The sequence below is a fragment of the Rhodococcus sp. KRD197 genome (assembly GCF_017168235.1).
Classification (GTDB): domain Bacteria; phylum Actinomycetota; class Actinomycetes; order Mycobacteriales; family Mycobacteriaceae; genus Rhodococcoides.
This window is the reverse complement of the sequence record NZ_JABFAO010000004.1, coordinates 423,871-436,761: the sequence shown is the minus strand read 5'-3', so window position 1 is coordinate 436,761 and position 12,891 is coordinate 423,871. Positions and strand designations below refer to the sequence as shown.

The 12,891-nt window shown below is 65.3% G+C and carries 14 protein-coding genes; 8 read left to right on the top strand and 6 right to left on the bottom strand.

The features are described from left to right. Window positions 1-10: 10 nt before the first annotated feature. Complete coding sequence (locus J1M86_RS08310) at window positions 11-1,315, top strand: D-arabinono-1,4-lactone oxidase (protein WP_206509492.1); 1,305 nt, start codon at window positions 11-13, stop codon at window positions 1,313-1,315. A 6-nt stretch (window positions 1,316-1,321) separates the two neighbouring features. Here J1M86_RS08310 and J1M86_RS08305 read toward each other — a convergent pair whose 3' ends face one another. Then, on the bottom strand, window positions 1,322-2,017 hold the full coding sequence (locus J1M86_RS08305; RefSeq protein WP_206509491.1) for a thioesterase domain-containing protein: 696 nt from the start codon (window positions 2,015-2,017) through the stop codon (window positions 1,322-1,324). 164 nt (window positions 2,018-2,181) lie between these two features. Between J1M86_RS08305 and J1M86_RS08300 the strand changes: the two genes are divergently transcribed. Continuing rightward, on the top strand, window positions 2,182-3,666 hold the full coding sequence (locus tag J1M86_RS08300) for a molybdopterin-dependent oxidoreductase (protein WP_206509490.1): 1,485 nt from the start codon (window positions 2,182-2,184) through the stop codon (window positions 3,664-3,666). Here the strand turns inward: J1M86_RS08300 and J1M86_RS08295 are convergent. Then, a complete protein-coding gene (locus J1M86_RS08295; protein ID WP_206509489.1) occupies window positions 3,659-4,594 on the bottom strand; it encodes an adenosine deaminase in 936 nt (311 codons plus the stop codon). The two genes, J1M86_RS08300 and J1M86_RS08295, sit on opposite strands and share 8 nt — an antisense overlap. Window positions 4,595-4,604: 10 nt before the next feature. Then, the gene (locus J1M86_RS08290) at window positions 4,605-5,396 is read right to left on the bottom strand and encodes an enoyl-CoA hydratase/isomerase family protein (protein WP_206509488.1); all 792 of its coding nucleotides are present in this window, start codon (window positions 5,394-5,396) and stop codon (window positions 4,605-4,607) included. A gap of 84 nt (window positions 5,397-5,480) precedes the next feature. Here J1M86_RS08290 and J1M86_RS08285 point away from each other — a divergent pair, with 84 nt between their 5' ends. Beyond that, on the top strand, window positions 5,481-6,626 hold the full coding sequence (locus tag J1M86_RS08285; RefSeq protein WP_075839634.1) for an acyl-CoA dehydrogenase family protein: 1,146 nt from the start codon (window positions 5,481-5,483) through the stop codon (window positions 6,624-6,626). Between the two features lie 187 nt (window positions 6,627-6,813). Here J1M86_RS08285 and J1M86_RS08280 read toward each other — a convergent pair whose 3' ends face one another. After that, a complete protein-coding gene (locus J1M86_RS08280) occupies window positions 6,814-7,017 on the bottom strand; it encodes a cold-shock protein (RefSeq protein WP_068369974.1) in 204 nt (67 codons plus the stop codon). 148 nt (window positions 7,018-7,165) lie between these two features. Here J1M86_RS08280 and J1M86_RS26825 point away from each other — a divergent pair, with 148 nt between their 5' ends. Next, window positions 7,166-7,894 carry a GNAT family N-acetyltransferase gene (locus J1M86_RS26825; RefSeq protein WP_206509487.1) on the top strand — a complete coding sequence of 243 codons (729 nt, stop codon included), beginning with the start codon at window positions 7,166-7,168 and terminating at the stop codon, window positions 7,892-7,894. 10 nt (window positions 7,895-7,904) lie between these two features. Continuing rightward, complete coding sequence (locus tag J1M86_RS08270; RefSeq protein ID WP_206509486.1) at window positions 7,905-8,924, top strand: glutathione S-transferase family protein; 1,020 nt, start codon at window positions 7,905-7,907, stop codon at window positions 8,922-8,924. On the opposite strand, the gene J1M86_RS08265 is transcribed toward J1M86_RS08270, so the two are convergent. Further along, on the bottom strand, window positions 8,909-9,331 hold the full coding sequence (locus J1M86_RS08265) for a VOC family protein (protein ID WP_206509485.1): 423 nt from the start codon (window positions 9,329-9,331) through the stop codon (window positions 8,909-8,911). The two genes, J1M86_RS08270 and J1M86_RS08265, sit on opposite strands and share 16 nt — an antisense overlap. Further along, window positions 9,328-10,182 carry an AraC family transcriptional regulator gene (locus tag J1M86_RS08260; RefSeq protein WP_206509484.1) on the bottom strand — a complete coding sequence of 285 codons (855 nt, stop codon included), beginning with the start codon at window positions 10,180-10,182 and terminating at the stop codon, window positions 9,328-9,330. Before J1M86_RS08260 ends, J1M86_RS08265 begins: the two co-directional genes overlap by 4 nt. A gap of 78 nt (window positions 10,183-10,260) precedes the next feature. Here J1M86_RS08260 and J1M86_RS08255 point away from each other — a divergent pair, with 78 nt between their 5' ends. The 3 genes from J1M86_RS08255 to J1M86_RS08245 all read left to right on the top strand — a co-directional run. Continuing rightward, window positions 10,261-11,001 (top strand): hypothetical protein, encoded by a 741-nt coding sequence (locus tag J1M86_RS08255; RefSeq protein WP_206509483.1) that lies wholly within the window; start codon window positions 10,261-10,263, stop codon window positions 10,999-11,001. Window positions 11,002-11,018: 17 nt separating this feature from the next. Continuing rightward, window positions 11,019-11,861, top strand: coding sequence for an LLM class F420-dependent oxidoreductase (locus J1M86_RS08250; RefSeq protein ID WP_206509996.1), 843 nt, complete (start codon window positions 11,019-11,021; stop codon window positions 11,859-11,861). A 99-nt stretch (window positions 11,862-11,960) separates the two neighbouring features. Continuing rightward, on the top strand, window positions 11,961-12,891 hold a 931-nt coding region (locus J1M86_RS08245; RefSeq protein WP_206509482.1), incomplete at its 3' end, for an ABC transporter ATP-binding protein.

Here is a 12,891-nt window from a genome sequence, read left to right as displayed (position 1 = left end):
TAGTTGACCGATGACGGGGCTGGAGTGGCAGAACTGGGCAGGCAATCAGCGAGCGCATCCAACCGAGTTCGCCGAGCCTGGCACCGTCGAGGAGCTGCGGGCCGTGGTGCTGCGCGCCGAGACCACCGTCAAGTGCGTCGGCGCGGGCCACTCGTTCACCTCGATCGCCGTCACCGACGGAACTCAGGTGAGCCTGGATCGGATCAGCGGCATCGAATCGGTGGTCACCGATGCCGACGGGTCCGCGCTGGTGACGGTGCTCGCCGGCACACGATTGAAAGAGCTCACAGCCACGTTGTGGGATCTCGGGCTGTCGATGACCAACCTCGGCGATATCGACGAGCAGTCCATCGCAGGTGCCATCTCGACCGGCACCCACGGGACCGGGGCGAGGTTCGGCGGCATCGCCGCGCAGGTGCGTGCTTTGGAAATTCTCACCGCGGACGGTCGACTCCTCGCGTGCTCGCGGCAGGAGAATGCAGACATCTTCGACGCTGCACGCATCGGTCTCGGCGCGCTCGGCATCTTCACGCGTGTCACGGTGCATTGCGTGCCGGCATTCGCGCTCGCGGCCCGCGAGGCACCCGCGACCCTGACCGGCACACTCGCCGAACTCGACGAAACGGTGTCCCGGACAGATCACTTCGAGTTCTACTGGTTCCCGCACACAGACCGAGTTCTCACCAAGGCCAACACTCGGATGCCGCTGGGGACACCGCTGGCTCCCCTGGGCAGGCTCTCGTCCTACGTCGACGACGAGCTCATGTCGAACAAGGCCTTCGAGGCCGTCAACCGCATCGTGACGCGGGTCCCCGCGGCGATACCGCGCGTCAATGCCGTCTCCTCGAGAGTGCTGTCCGCCCGGGAGTACACCGACCGCAGCCACCGAGTGTTCGCCTCGTCGCGGAAGGTTCGGTTTCGCGAGATGGAGTACGCGGTGCCGTCGGAATCCATCTCGTACGTGGTGCGCGAGATCGACCGCTGGCTCGAATCGTCCTCGTGTACCGTCGCCTTCCCGGTGGAAGTGCGATTCGCGGCGGCCGACGACATCTGGCTCTCGACGGCCTACGAGCGGACCAGCGCGTACGTCGCGGTGCATCAGTACCACCGCCGGGATCACCGTGAATACTTCAGCGCAGTGGAGGCGATCGCGCGCAGCGTCGGTGGGCGCCCGCACTGGGGCAAGTTGCACGGGCTGGTCGCCGAGAACTTCGCCGGAATCTACGACCGCTTCGACGACTTCCGCGGGGTTCGCGACCGACTCGATCCCGACGGCCTGTTCCAGAACGAGTATCTGCGAACCGTCCTCGGGTGAGCGGGGCTACAGGTGCCGGTTCACCAAAGGCCCGACGAGCCCGAAAGCCGATGCGTCGGGGACCTCGTACTTCGAGACCGTCCCGCTGACGAAGGCGTGCCACGCCGCGCCGGCGTCGGACCCCACGGTCGAGACGACGAGCGCTCTGCCGCGGTAGACACCTGGGAAATGCTGCTTCGCCAGCTCCTGATGATCGGTGGCGAGGGCGACGAGCTCCTCGGCTCGGCTTCGATCGACGTCCGCGCCGATGCCTGCGAGGAGCTCGTCCGCCGGCTCGTCGGCGCGCGGGGGTTGAACGGGGCTACTGCCGAGCAGCGCCAGGCTGCTGACCGCGATCCCACGTAACTGCAGCGCCACAGCAACAGCGTGAGCGAGCAGGCCCCCGAACGACACGCCCAGAAGGTTGATCGGCCCGTTGCCCCGCACTGCGAGAATATCGTCGGCGTAGCGCTCGGCCAGCGCGGATACCGAGGACGCGCGCGGCACGGACGCCGATGTCTCGACGCCGCAGACGGGGCGGTCCCCGTCGATGTGGGCGGCCAGTGCGGCGTATCTGCCCGCGCGACCGTCGATGGAATGAATGCAGAAGACCGGTGAACGCGTACCGCCCGCGCGGATCGAAAGGACTGTCGAGGAGGCTCTGGGCGCCCGGTCAGCGATGTCGACAAACGAAAACTGCGATAAATCACTGATGACGGTCATTTCAAGGGCCTCCGGGGTCGAGTCTTCGAGATATGGGGTGTGGCGTGAAACCCCGGCAGTACGTGTGCAGCGACTACAGAGATATGTCGTCGCGGCGGTCGCGGATGTTACCCACGTCTCATACTCCTCTGCTAGCCGCCGTCGCGGACACTTATGTTGGAGAGATGTGGAAAAGCGCGCTTTCCGGGATCATCGCCGCCGGAGTGATCGTCGGGGTCGGCGAATTGGTCTCGGTTCCGTTCGGACCGACCTCGTCGCCGGTCGTTGCAGTCGGCTCGGCCGTGGTCGACAACACCCCCGAGGCTGTCCGCGACTGGGCGATCGACACCTTCGGCACCGCGGACAAACTCGCCCTGTTCATCGGCATGGGCATCGTCATCGCGCTGATCTCCGCCGGCGCCGGGCTGTTGCGTCGTCCGTTCGGCGCAGTGCTGTTCGCGGGACTCGGAGCTATCGGGGTCCTCGCTGCGGTCACACGCCCGGGCGCCACACCGCTGTCGGCACTGCCGACCGTCCTGGGCGTCGCAGCCGGCATCGTCGTACTGCACGCACTGATCAGCACCACCGAACCGGAGGTTCCCGGCGGCCTGAGCAGGCGGAGTTTCCTCGGGCTGGCCGTCGCGGCAGGGTTTGTCGCGGTCGCCGCCGGAACAGCCGGTCGCATGATCGGGCAGGCCCGCAGCGTCACAGCCAACCGACTCGGCTTCATACTCCCGACGCCGACGCCACAGCCACCGATCCCCGCCGGTGCGGACCTGAACATCGAAGGACTGCCCTCGTACATCACTCCGAACGAGGACTTCTATCGCATCGACACCGCGCTCGTAGTGCCGCAAGTGTCGTCGGAGACGTGGTCGCTGCGCATTCACGGCATGGTCGAGCGGGAACTGGAGATCACCTTCGCCGATCTTGCCGAACGGCAGGCCGTCGAGAGCACAGTGACCCTGACCTGCGTGTCGAACATCGTCGGCGGGGATCTCGTCGGCAACGCCACGTGGATCGGCTACCCGCTGAAAGACCTGCTGGAGGAAGCGGGTATCGAGGACGGCGCGGACATGGTGCTCTCCTCCAGTCACGACGCATTCACCGCAGGAACGCCACTGGAGGTTCTGCTCGACGGACGGGACGCGCTCCTGGCCGTCGGGATGAACGGTGCGCCGCTCCCCGTCGAGCACGGCTACCCGGCGCGTCTGGTCGTCCCCGGTCTCTACGGCTACGTTTCGGCGACCAAATGGGTCACCGATCTGGAAGTCACGCGCTTCGACCGGGCCAGCGCGTACTGGACCGACCGCGGCTGGGGCGAGCGCGGGCCGATCAAAACGGCATCGCGTATCGACACACCCCGATCCGGTGCCGCCGTCGAGGCCGGACCGGTCGTCATCGCCGGTGTGGCCTGGAAACAACACACCGGCATCTCCGCCGTGGAAGTGCAGATCGACGACGGTGACTGGATGCCGGCGACATTGTCGGAGGAATACTCCGAGAACACCTGGCGGCAGTGGACCATCGAATGGGACGCGCCGCCGGGCGAGCATTTCCTTCGAGCCCGCGCGACCGACGCCGAAGGTGAAATCCAGACCGCGGCGACCGCCGACACCGTGCCCGACGGCGCAACCGGCTACCCGCAGGCGTTCGTCACCGTCAGATGAAAGTGGCCTTCATCGAATTGGTACGTAGGATCTCGCTTTCGGCCTCGGTCAATCCCACCTGGTCGACGAGCGCCGCGAAGTTGTCCTCGACGTAGCCCCCGAAGTATGCCGGATCATCGGAATTGACCGTCACCAACAATCCCCGCTCGATCATGCCCCTGATCGGGTGATCGGCAAGGGTGTCGATGACTCTGAGCCGCACGTTCGACAGCGGACAGACCGTCAACGGGATCTGCTCCTCGACCAGCCGTGTGACGAGCGCGTCGTCATCCAGGCAGCGCACCCCGTGATCGATCCGCTCCACGTGCAACAGATCGAGCGCCTCCCAGATGTATTCCGCGGGTCCCTCTTCCCCCGCGTGCGCGACGACGTGCAAACCCTCCGCCCGCGCCTTCGCGAAAACGTCGACGAACAGCGACGGCGGAAACCCCGCCTCGGCCGAATCCAGACCGAGTCCGATGATCGGGGCCTTCATTGCCAGCAGATCGTCGAGCAGCTTGTTCGCATGCAACACAGGCTTGTCCCGCAGGATCGACGCGATCAGACCGCTCGAGACGCCGAACTCACGTTCACTCGACGCCGCGGCGTCGGCCAGCCCCTCGACGACCGCCTCCAACGGCACCCCACGAGAGGTGTGCGCCTGCGGATCGAAGAAGATCTCCGCGTGCGTGACACCGCCCGCCGCAGCGCGGGAAAAGTATGCGCGAGCCAGATCGGCGAAATCCTGTGCAGTGAGCAGCACGGACATGTTGGCGTAGTACAGATCCAAGAACGAACCCAGATCCGAGAACTCGTACAGCCCCCGCAGTTCCTCGATGTCCGCGTACGGCAACGTGATCGCGTTACGCTCGGCGAACTCGAAGATCTGCGGGGGCTCGAGCGAACCCTCGATGTGCATGTGCAGTTCCGCGAGGGGCATTGTCGTCATCGCCGCAACACTACTTACCGGTGTACGTCGCCTTCCCCGGCCCGTTCTCCAGAAAGCTACGGACGGCGCCGCGAAGATCATCGGTCTCGAACAACGCCCCGGACACGTCCGAGGTGATCTCGTCCGCATGCGCGACGCCGCCCGAACGCCACGCTGCCACAATCTTTTTGGTGGCAGCATGCGCCACCGTCGGGCCGGCGGCCAGCCGCTCGGTCAGGGCAACGGCCTCGCCGTCGACATCGGTGTGGATGGCATTGACCACGCCCCACTCCAGCATCGTCTGGGCGTCGTAGAGGTCACCGGTCATGACCAGTTCGCGCGCCCGACCCGAACCGGCACGCTCGGCGAGACGCTGCGGGCCGCCCATCGACGGTGTCAGTCCCACAACGGTTTCGACGAGACCGAACTTGGCTCTGGGACCCGCGAGAATGATGTCGCAGGCCAGCAAGATCTCGAAGGCGGCCGTCAGGGTCAGGCCGTGCGCGGCGTAGACGACCGGGCACGGCAGAGCCTCGAGCGGATGCGCGATGTCGGCGAACAACTGACGCCACATATCGGCGCCCTGTTGCGCGGACAGCCCGTCGAACACGTGCACGTCGACGCCTGCCGAGTTGACCTTGCCGTCGGCGCGCAGCAGCACCGCCCGCGGCGGATTCGCCGTCAGATCAGCGACGTTCGCCGCTACGGCGTCGAACATCGCCTGATCGAAGAGGTTGAGCGGTCCGTGGTGGAAGTTGAGCACGGCAACCTCTGCGCCGGCGTCCGTCGAGTACCTGACTAGCGAAGTGGGTTCATCGGCCATGGGTGCCAGAGTGCCACACTGCGCCGGACCGATTGCTACTCACGAGTATATTGCGACCAAATTACCGTTACTTGGAGGAACACTATGAAGCGCAGCTTGTTCGAGCAGGACCACGACGCGTTCCGCGAATCCGCCCGCGAGTTCGTCACCCGCACCATAAGACCCCGCGAAGAAGAGCTCGCCGAGCAGCGTTTCATCGATCGCGACATCTGGCTCGAAGCCGGACGCAACGGATTCCTCGGGCTCGAGGTGCCCGAGGAATACGGCGGCAGCGGCGCCGACGACTACCGCTTCAACGCCGTTCTCGGCGAGGAACTCGCCCGCTCGAGCGCCGCGGTGGCGTCGTGCTTCGGCATTCACATCGACATCGTCGCGCCCTACCTGGTGAAGCTGACCACCGAGGAGCAAAAGAAGCGCTGGCTGCCGGGGTTCTGCAGCGGCGAAATTCTCACGGCCATCGCCATGACCGAACCATCGGGCGGATCCGATCTCGCCGCGCTCAAGACCACAGCGGTCGCGGACGGCGACGACTACATCATCAACGGGTCGAAAACGTTCATCACCAACGGCAACAGCGCCGACCTCGTCATCGTCGCCACCCGGACGACGCCGGAGAAGAAGGCCAAGGGCATAACGCTCTTCGCCGTCGAAAACGGGACCGAGGGTTTCTCGCGCGGACGCAAGCTCGACAAGGTCGGCCAACCGGAATCCGATACCGCCGAGCTGTTCTTCGAGAACGTGCGGGTGCCCAGCTCCAACATGATCGGTGAATACGACAACGGGTTCATCCACATGATGCAGCTGCTGCCACAGGAACGCATCAGTTGTTCGGTCGCCAACCTGGGGCATGTACGGCCGATTCTCGAGGAAACGATCCAGTACGCCAAGGACCGAAAGGCCTTCGGACAGCAGATCGGCTCGCTTCAGTGGAACAAGTTTCTGCTCGCCGAGCTCAGTACGAAACTCGATGTGGCGCAGGCCTATGTCGACAACTGCATCGCGGCGCACGGCGTCGGGGAGCTCACCGCGATCGATGCGGCGAAGGCGAAATGGTGGAGTTCGCAGGTCCAGAACGAGATCCTCGACCACTGCGTCCAACTGCACGGTGGCTACGGCTACATGAACGAGTACCGCGCGGCGCGCGCGTGGAAGGACGCCCGCGTCACGAAGATCTGGGCGGGATCGAACGAGATCATGAAGGAGCTCATCGGCCGCGATCTGGGCCTATAGGCAGCTCCGCTGCATGTGCGCGGAAATACATAGCCCTCTATGTATTTCCGCGCACATGCGGCGAAGCCGCGCACAGCACGAAGGCCGGATACTCGGGAATTGCTTCCCATGTATCCGGCCTTCGAGTTACCTGAACTGAAGACAGCATTAAGCCGTCAGCAATTTCGGGTGGCGATCCTTGGGGGGATCAGATAGCGCGAACGCCTGTGGCCTGGGGGCCCTTCTGGCCCTGGCCGACCTCGAACTCCACGCGCTGACCCTCGTCGAGCGACTTGAAGCCAGTTCCCTGGATCTCCGAGTAGTGAACGAACACGTCAGGTCCGCCACCGTCCTGCTCGATGAAGCCGAAGCCCTTTTCGCCGTTGAACCACTTAACACTGCCCTGCGTCATACCGTAAACCTTCTGTAGCGAGCTGGACCTTCACGTCGAAGCTCCAATCTCATTTCACAATCATGCCATCCAAACGCCAGATGCGATACGTCGGGGGCAAAAAAATTACTCAGCTTGCTTTCACACACGGCGCGATAGCCTTGCGACGGTGGATTCCCATCATCACGACATCATCCGTCTCGCGTGGTCGAGGCATCTCGGGCTTGACGATTCGGCATTGCGGCCGGGCCATCGGCACACCGCCGTCGACCCGAATGCGACTTGCGTCACATTCGTGCGACTCGGCGATTCCAGCGCGCTGCTCGGACCGAAGGATGCGCTCACCGCGGCCGAGGCGCGCACCGACGAAGAACTCTCGAAACGCGGCGCTCTGGGCGAGCTGTTGAAAAGCACCGCCGGACGCACCCAGGGCCCGACGGTGCTGTCCTTCGCGGACGAGGTGGGAACCACGCTCGACCGCCACGACCCGTTGATCTCACGTGAACTCGGCCATGTGCTCGGCCTGGAGGCACTCTGTGCGCCCGACGACGTCATTGCTGCGGACCTGACCCGGAAACGATCGTGGTTCACCTTGCTCGGCGACGATCGCCCTGCGGACTCGGCCGCATCGTTGTCCGCTGCTGCCCATCTCGAATGGGAGGGCGTGCTGGCCGACGTCGCTGTTCTGACGGCCCCCACGGCACGGCGGCAGGGCAACGCCCAGGTGGTGGCCCGGCTCGCCACCAACGAAGCCTTCGACGAGGGCATGATCCCGCAGTGGCGATCGAGCGCAGAGAACGGAACAGCGCGACGGCTGGCGGCCCGCCTCGGATACGAGGAGTGGGGTGTGTTCATCTCCGTCGACCTGTCGAATCCGTCGGACGCGGACAATCCGTAAATTGGGAATCATGAGCTATGTCGAGAACGGCAAGGAATTCAACCGAGACACCAACTACATCGAGACGCGCATCACAGCCGATGGACGTGACGGATACCCCGTCGAGCCCGGCCGCTACCGGCTGGTCGCTGCGCGAGCGTGCCCGTGGGCGCACCGGACGATCATCGTCCGTCGCCTGCTCGGTCTCGAAGATGTCATCTCGCTCGGTATCCCTGGCCCGACGCACGACGAGAGCAGTTGGAACTTCGACGAGGAGCCCGGCGGAGTCGATGCGGTCCTGAAGATCAATCGGCTCCAAGAGGCGTACTTCGCTCGCTACCGCGACTACCCCCGCGGCATCACCGTCCCCGCGATCGTCGAGATCGCCACCGGCCAGGTCGTGACCAACAACTACCCGCAGATCACACTCGATTTCTCGACCGAGTGGACGCAGTACCACCGTGAGGGCGCACCCGATCTCTACCCGGAGGCCCTTCGCGGAGAAATCGACGAAGTAGCCGAACTCGTCTTCCGTGACGTCAACAACGGCGTCTACCGCTGCGGTTTCGCCGGAACGCAGCAGTCGTACGACAAGGCGTACGAGCAGCTCTTCGCACGCTTGGACTGGCTCGCCGGACGGCTCACCGATCAGCGGTACCTGGTGGGCGAGACGGTCACCGAGGCCGACATTCGGTTGTTCACCACGCTCGTGCGTTTCGATGCCGTGTACCACGGCCACTTCAAGTGCAACCGGAGCAAGCTGAGCGAGATCCCAGTGCTCTGGGACTACGTCCGTGATCTGTTCCAGACGCCGGGCTTCGGCGACACCGTCGACTTCGATCACATCAAGCGCCACTACTACGAGGTGCACACAGACATCAATCCGACGTCGATCGTTCCGAAGGGCCCCGACCTTCACGGTTGGCTCGAACCCCACGGACGCGAGTCACTCGGCGGTCGTCCCTTCGGCGACGGCACACCGCCGCCGCCACCGAAGGCCGAGGAGGTCGTACCCGCAGATCACTGGGTCCCTGCTCAGGTTCCGCTGTAGGTCCCGAAGCTCCAATGCACGCCTTCGGGGTCGCGGCAGGTGAAGCCGCGGCTCCCGTAGTCCTCGTCCTGCAGCGGATGAACGATGTTGCCACCGGCAGCAACCACGCGTTCGTGAATCACGTCGGGGTCGTCGGTGACGACATACGCCGCGCCGACCCCCGCGTGTAGATCGGCAAGCGCGCTGTCCGACTCGGCCAGGAGTGGCGCCTGCGGAACGACCCGTTGGACACTGCCGAGCATGACCCCGCCGCCCTCGGGCCAGCGGAGTTCGGCGTGGTCGACGCGGTCACCGTCGCCGTACACGGCGGCTTCGGTGAACCCGAGCACGTCGACGAGAAGCCGGATGGCCGCACGGGCGTCGTCGTAGCGGAAACAGGGCCAGATGTGGGTACGTGTATCGGTCATGACTGCAGAGTCTTCTCGGTAACCTCGCCGCCGTCTTGTACGAATGCGAACTGCTCTCCCCGACGCCACTGCGTCGGCGACGACCCAGCCAGTTCGCGCCACTCACGCGCCATGTGTGCCTGGTCGTAGTAGCCGCATTGGGCGGCGACGTCGGCGAGCAACGGCGCCGCGGGCCGTCTCAGCATCTGATGGGAACGATGGAAACGTGCGATCCTGGCCGACTCCTTGGGCGTCACGCCGAATTCGGCGGAGAAGCGGTTGATCAGGTGACGACGGCTCCACCCGATATCGCGGGCCACCTGATCGACCCGTACCGATCCGCCGGAGAGGACCAGTTGCCGCCAGGCCTCGGTGAGCGTCGGATCGAGCTCGGGCTCGATCAGTGATCGGCACAGGATGTCGTCGAGGATCTCGAACCGGCCCTCCCACGAGGGCTCCGCGGCGATGCGATCGGTCAACTCTCGTGTGTCGGGAAGCACCTCGCTCAGGTCGACCATCCAATCCCCCAGCGCCGCGGTCGGAAGGCGGAACAGTGCCCGCGCACCGGCAGGGGTCAAAGAGAGCTGAATTCCGTGTTGGCTGCCGTCATGAACGATCGTCACCGGAGCGGCCGAAATGCCGCTGGCCAGGGTCTCGAACGAGCATGCTCCCTGGCGCGGCGAATCCGAGATGTCCAACGTCGAGTCGATCGCCACGATGACGGTCAGCAGGGGGCCCGGCATCCCGATATGCGTTCCGGCCTCGAATCCAGACAGTCGGTACCCCTCGTACGAGGACACGAATCGCCGCAGCCGAGCGTCGGGCAGTGCCCGTGAGCCCTCGGAGTGACCTGTGCGGTGGGTACCGGCCATCTCTGCAGGGTAGAACCGTTGACGAACGGGTACCAGCTTCTCTGGCCCAAAACTTGACCGTGAACGATCGGAGCGTCGATGGCGAAGAAGAACAACGATGAGGTCGAGGTCGTCGCGGAAGGCGGACGACTCGAGAAGGCGCTGGTCCGGATCCTGGACAACGCCAGCCGCCTGCAGGGACCGGCCGTGGAGAAGTACGTGGCGCACATGCGTCGGGCACATCCCGAGGAAACTCCCGCGCAGCTGATCGACCGTCTCGAGAAGCGCTTCCTGCTCGCTGTCACCGGAAGCGGCAGCGCGGTAGGCGGGGCGGCGGCCATCCCCGGACTCGGCACGATGGCGTCCCTGGGCGCGGTGGGCGCCGAGACCGCCTTCTTCATCGAGTCATCGGCGCTGCTGACGCTGTCGGTGGCGTCCGTGCACGGCATCCCGGTGCACGATCATCAGCAGCGACGTGCACTGGTGTTGGCCGTCGCGCTGGGTGAATCCGGCATGCAGATCGTGGAGAAGACTGTCGGGACATCCGCGAAGAACTGGGGAATGCTCATCACCTCGCGCGTTCCCGGCGGCGCGATGACGACTATGAACAAGTCACTTCTGAAGAAGTTCGTCCAGAAGTATCTCGCAAAGCGCAGTGCTCTTCTGTTCGGGAAGTTGCTGCCCGCCGGTATCGGCGCGGCCATCGGCGGGGCTGGCAACCGGGTCATCGGCAAGGGCGTCATTCGCAACTCCCGGGACGCCTTCGGACCGGCGCCGAGAACGTGGCCGGAAACCAGGATCATCGAACCCGACGAGCTCGACGGAATTTCGGGGCCGTGATGGCGTTGAACCCGGACATGACCAATGGCACACCTGATCTCGGTTCGTACGGCATCTGGCGACACTTCGCGGGGGTCGGCCCCGAGCTGGCCCGCTTGATCGAGTCCTCCGGCTACGGAGCCATCTGGCTCGGCGGGTCGCCCCCGGCCGATCTCGCCTCGGCCGAGGACGTTCTGGACGCGACCGAGTCCATCGTCGTCGCCACCGGCATCGTCAACATCTGGTCGGCGGCGGCACCCGAGGTGGCCGAGTCCTACCACCGCATCGAGAAGAAGCATCCAGGTCGCTTCCTGCTCGGCATCGGCGCGGGCCACCCCGAGGCGACCAAGGAATACCGGCGGCCGTACCAGGCTCTGGTGGAGTACCTCGACGCGTTGGACATCGGCGGTGTGCCGTTGGAACGTCGGGTACTCGCGGCACTGGGCCCGAAGGTACTGAAGCTGTCCGCTGATCGGAGTGCCGGCGCGCACCCCTACCTCACCACCCCGGAACACACCGCCGAGGCGCGCGAGATACTCGGCCCCGGAAAGGTACTCGCGCCCGAGCACAAGGCGGTACTCGAATCCGACCCGGTGCGGGCACGCGAGATCGGCCGTCCGCCGGTCAACAATCCGTACCTTCAGCTACGCAACTACACCAACAATCTCGAGCGTCTCGGCTACAGCAAGGACGAGCTCGGCGGAGGTGGCAGCGACCGCCTCATCGACGCACTCGTCGCACACGGCGGGGCCGACGCGATCGCGGCCCGGCTTCGCGAGCACCTCGACGCCGGCGCATCCCACGTCACACTGCATTCTCTGCCCGACGGTGCCGATCCGTCGGCGACGTATCGCGAGGTCGCCGCAGCCCTGTTCGGCTGAGCTACTCGACCGCGCTCTCTCGCGAACCCGTACTCTCTCTGGCGGGCCGAGACCGTCCTCGGCTCGGCAGCTGACTTCTACGGTCGGGGGAAAAGACAGATGAGCCAGGGTCTCGATGTACACGGCTTCGGTCACAGCGCGCTCGAAGCCCACGGCCTCACGAAGCAGTTCGGGACGGTCTTGGCGGTCTCCGATCTCAGTTTCGTGGTTCCGCGTGGATCCATCACCGGATTTCTCGGGCCCAACGGCTCGGGCAAGACGACCACGCTGCGGATGCTTCTCGGACTGATCAGGCCGACGGCCGGGGCCGGGTTGGTGGCCGGGGCGCCGTTCTCTCGCCTGAGCCACCCGGCCCGTGTGGTCGGCGCGGTTCTCGACTCGCGCAGTTTGCATCCCAAGCGCACGGCGCTCGGCCATCTCCGCATCTTCACTGCCGCGATCGGTGTACCGGATACCCGCGCCGAGGACGTCCTGCGCGTGGTGGGTCTCAGCGATGTCGGTGGACGCACCGTCGGCGGGTTCTCGCTCGGCATGCGACAGCGTCTCGCGCTGGCCACCGCACTGCTGGGTGACCCCGAGATCCTCGTGCTCGACGAGCCGGCCAACGGACTCGACCCGGAGGGCATCGCCTGGCTCCGCGACTTCCTCAAGTCGTACGCGGCGGGCGGTAGAACCGTGTTGATCTCGAGCCACCTTCTGCGCGAGGTGGAGGCGACGGTGAACAGCCTCGTGATCGTCAGCGGCGGACGTCTGGTGTATCAGGGCAGCATCGAGCAACTGCGTGCCTCCCGGCCCAGCCGCATCCTCGTCACGGTCTCCGATCCGGCCGCTCTCGCCCTGGCCCTGGCGTCGAACGGCGTCACCAATTCTCAACTGCTGCCCGACGGCCGACTAGGTGTCGCGGGTAGTGACGGCGAGTTCATCGCCCGCGTAGCGAGCGAAGCGGGTCTCACGGTGTTCGGGACGACCTACGAGCACGTCGATCTCGAACAGGTCTTCCTGTCCATGACGGCAGGCCAGTACGCAGCCC

Bases quoted from the DNA above. Each gene is read 5' to 3' on its own strand.
- J1M86_RS08305 (WP_206509491.1), bottom strand. From the start codon at position 2,017: ATGACCGTCATCAGTGATTTATCGCAGTTTTCGTTTGTCGACATCGCT.
- J1M86_RS08265 (WP_206509485.1), bottom strand. From the start codon at position 9,331: ATGACCGATACACGTACCCACATCTGGCCCTGTTTCCGCTACGACGAC.
- J1M86_RS08255 (WP_206509483.1), top strand. From the start codon at position 10,261: ATGGCGAAGAAGAACAACGATGAGGTCGAGGTCGTCGCGGAAGGCGGA.
- J1M86_RS08300 (WP_206509490.1), top strand. From the start codon at position 2,182: ATGTGGAAAAGCGCGCTTTCCGGGATCATCGCCGCCGGAGTGATCGTC.
- J1M86_RS08290 (WP_206509488.1), bottom strand. From the start codon at position 5,396: ATGGCCGATGAACCCACTTCGCTAGTCAGGTACTCGACGGACGCCGGC.
- J1M86_RS08250 (WP_206509996.1), top strand. From the start codon at position 11,019: ATGACCAATGGCACACCTGATCTCGGTTCGTACGGCATCTGGCGACAC.
- J1M86_RS08260 (WP_206509484.1), bottom strand. From the start codon at position 10,182: ATGGCCGGTACCCACCGCACAGGTCACTCCGAGGGCTCACGGGCACTG.
- J1M86_RS08285 (WP_075839634.1), top strand. From the start codon at position 5,481: ATGAAGCGCAGCTTGTTCGAGCAGGACCACGACGCGTTCCGCGAATCC.
- J1M86_RS08270 (WP_206509486.1), top strand. From the start codon at position 7,905: ATGAGCTATGTCGAGAACGGCAAGGAATTCAACCGAGACACCAACTAC.
- J1M86_RS08280 (WP_068369974.1), bottom strand. From the start codon at position 7,017: ATGACGCAGGGCAGTGTTAAGTGGTTCAACGGCGAAAAGGGCTTCGGC.
- J1M86_RS08295 (WP_206509489.1), bottom strand. From the start codon at position 4,594: ATGACGACAATGCCCCTCGCGGAACTGCACATGCACATCGAGGGTTCG.
- J1M86_RS08310 (WP_206509492.1), top strand. From the start codon at position 11: ATGACGGGGCTGGAGTGGCAGAACTGGGCAGGCAATCAGCGAGCGCAT.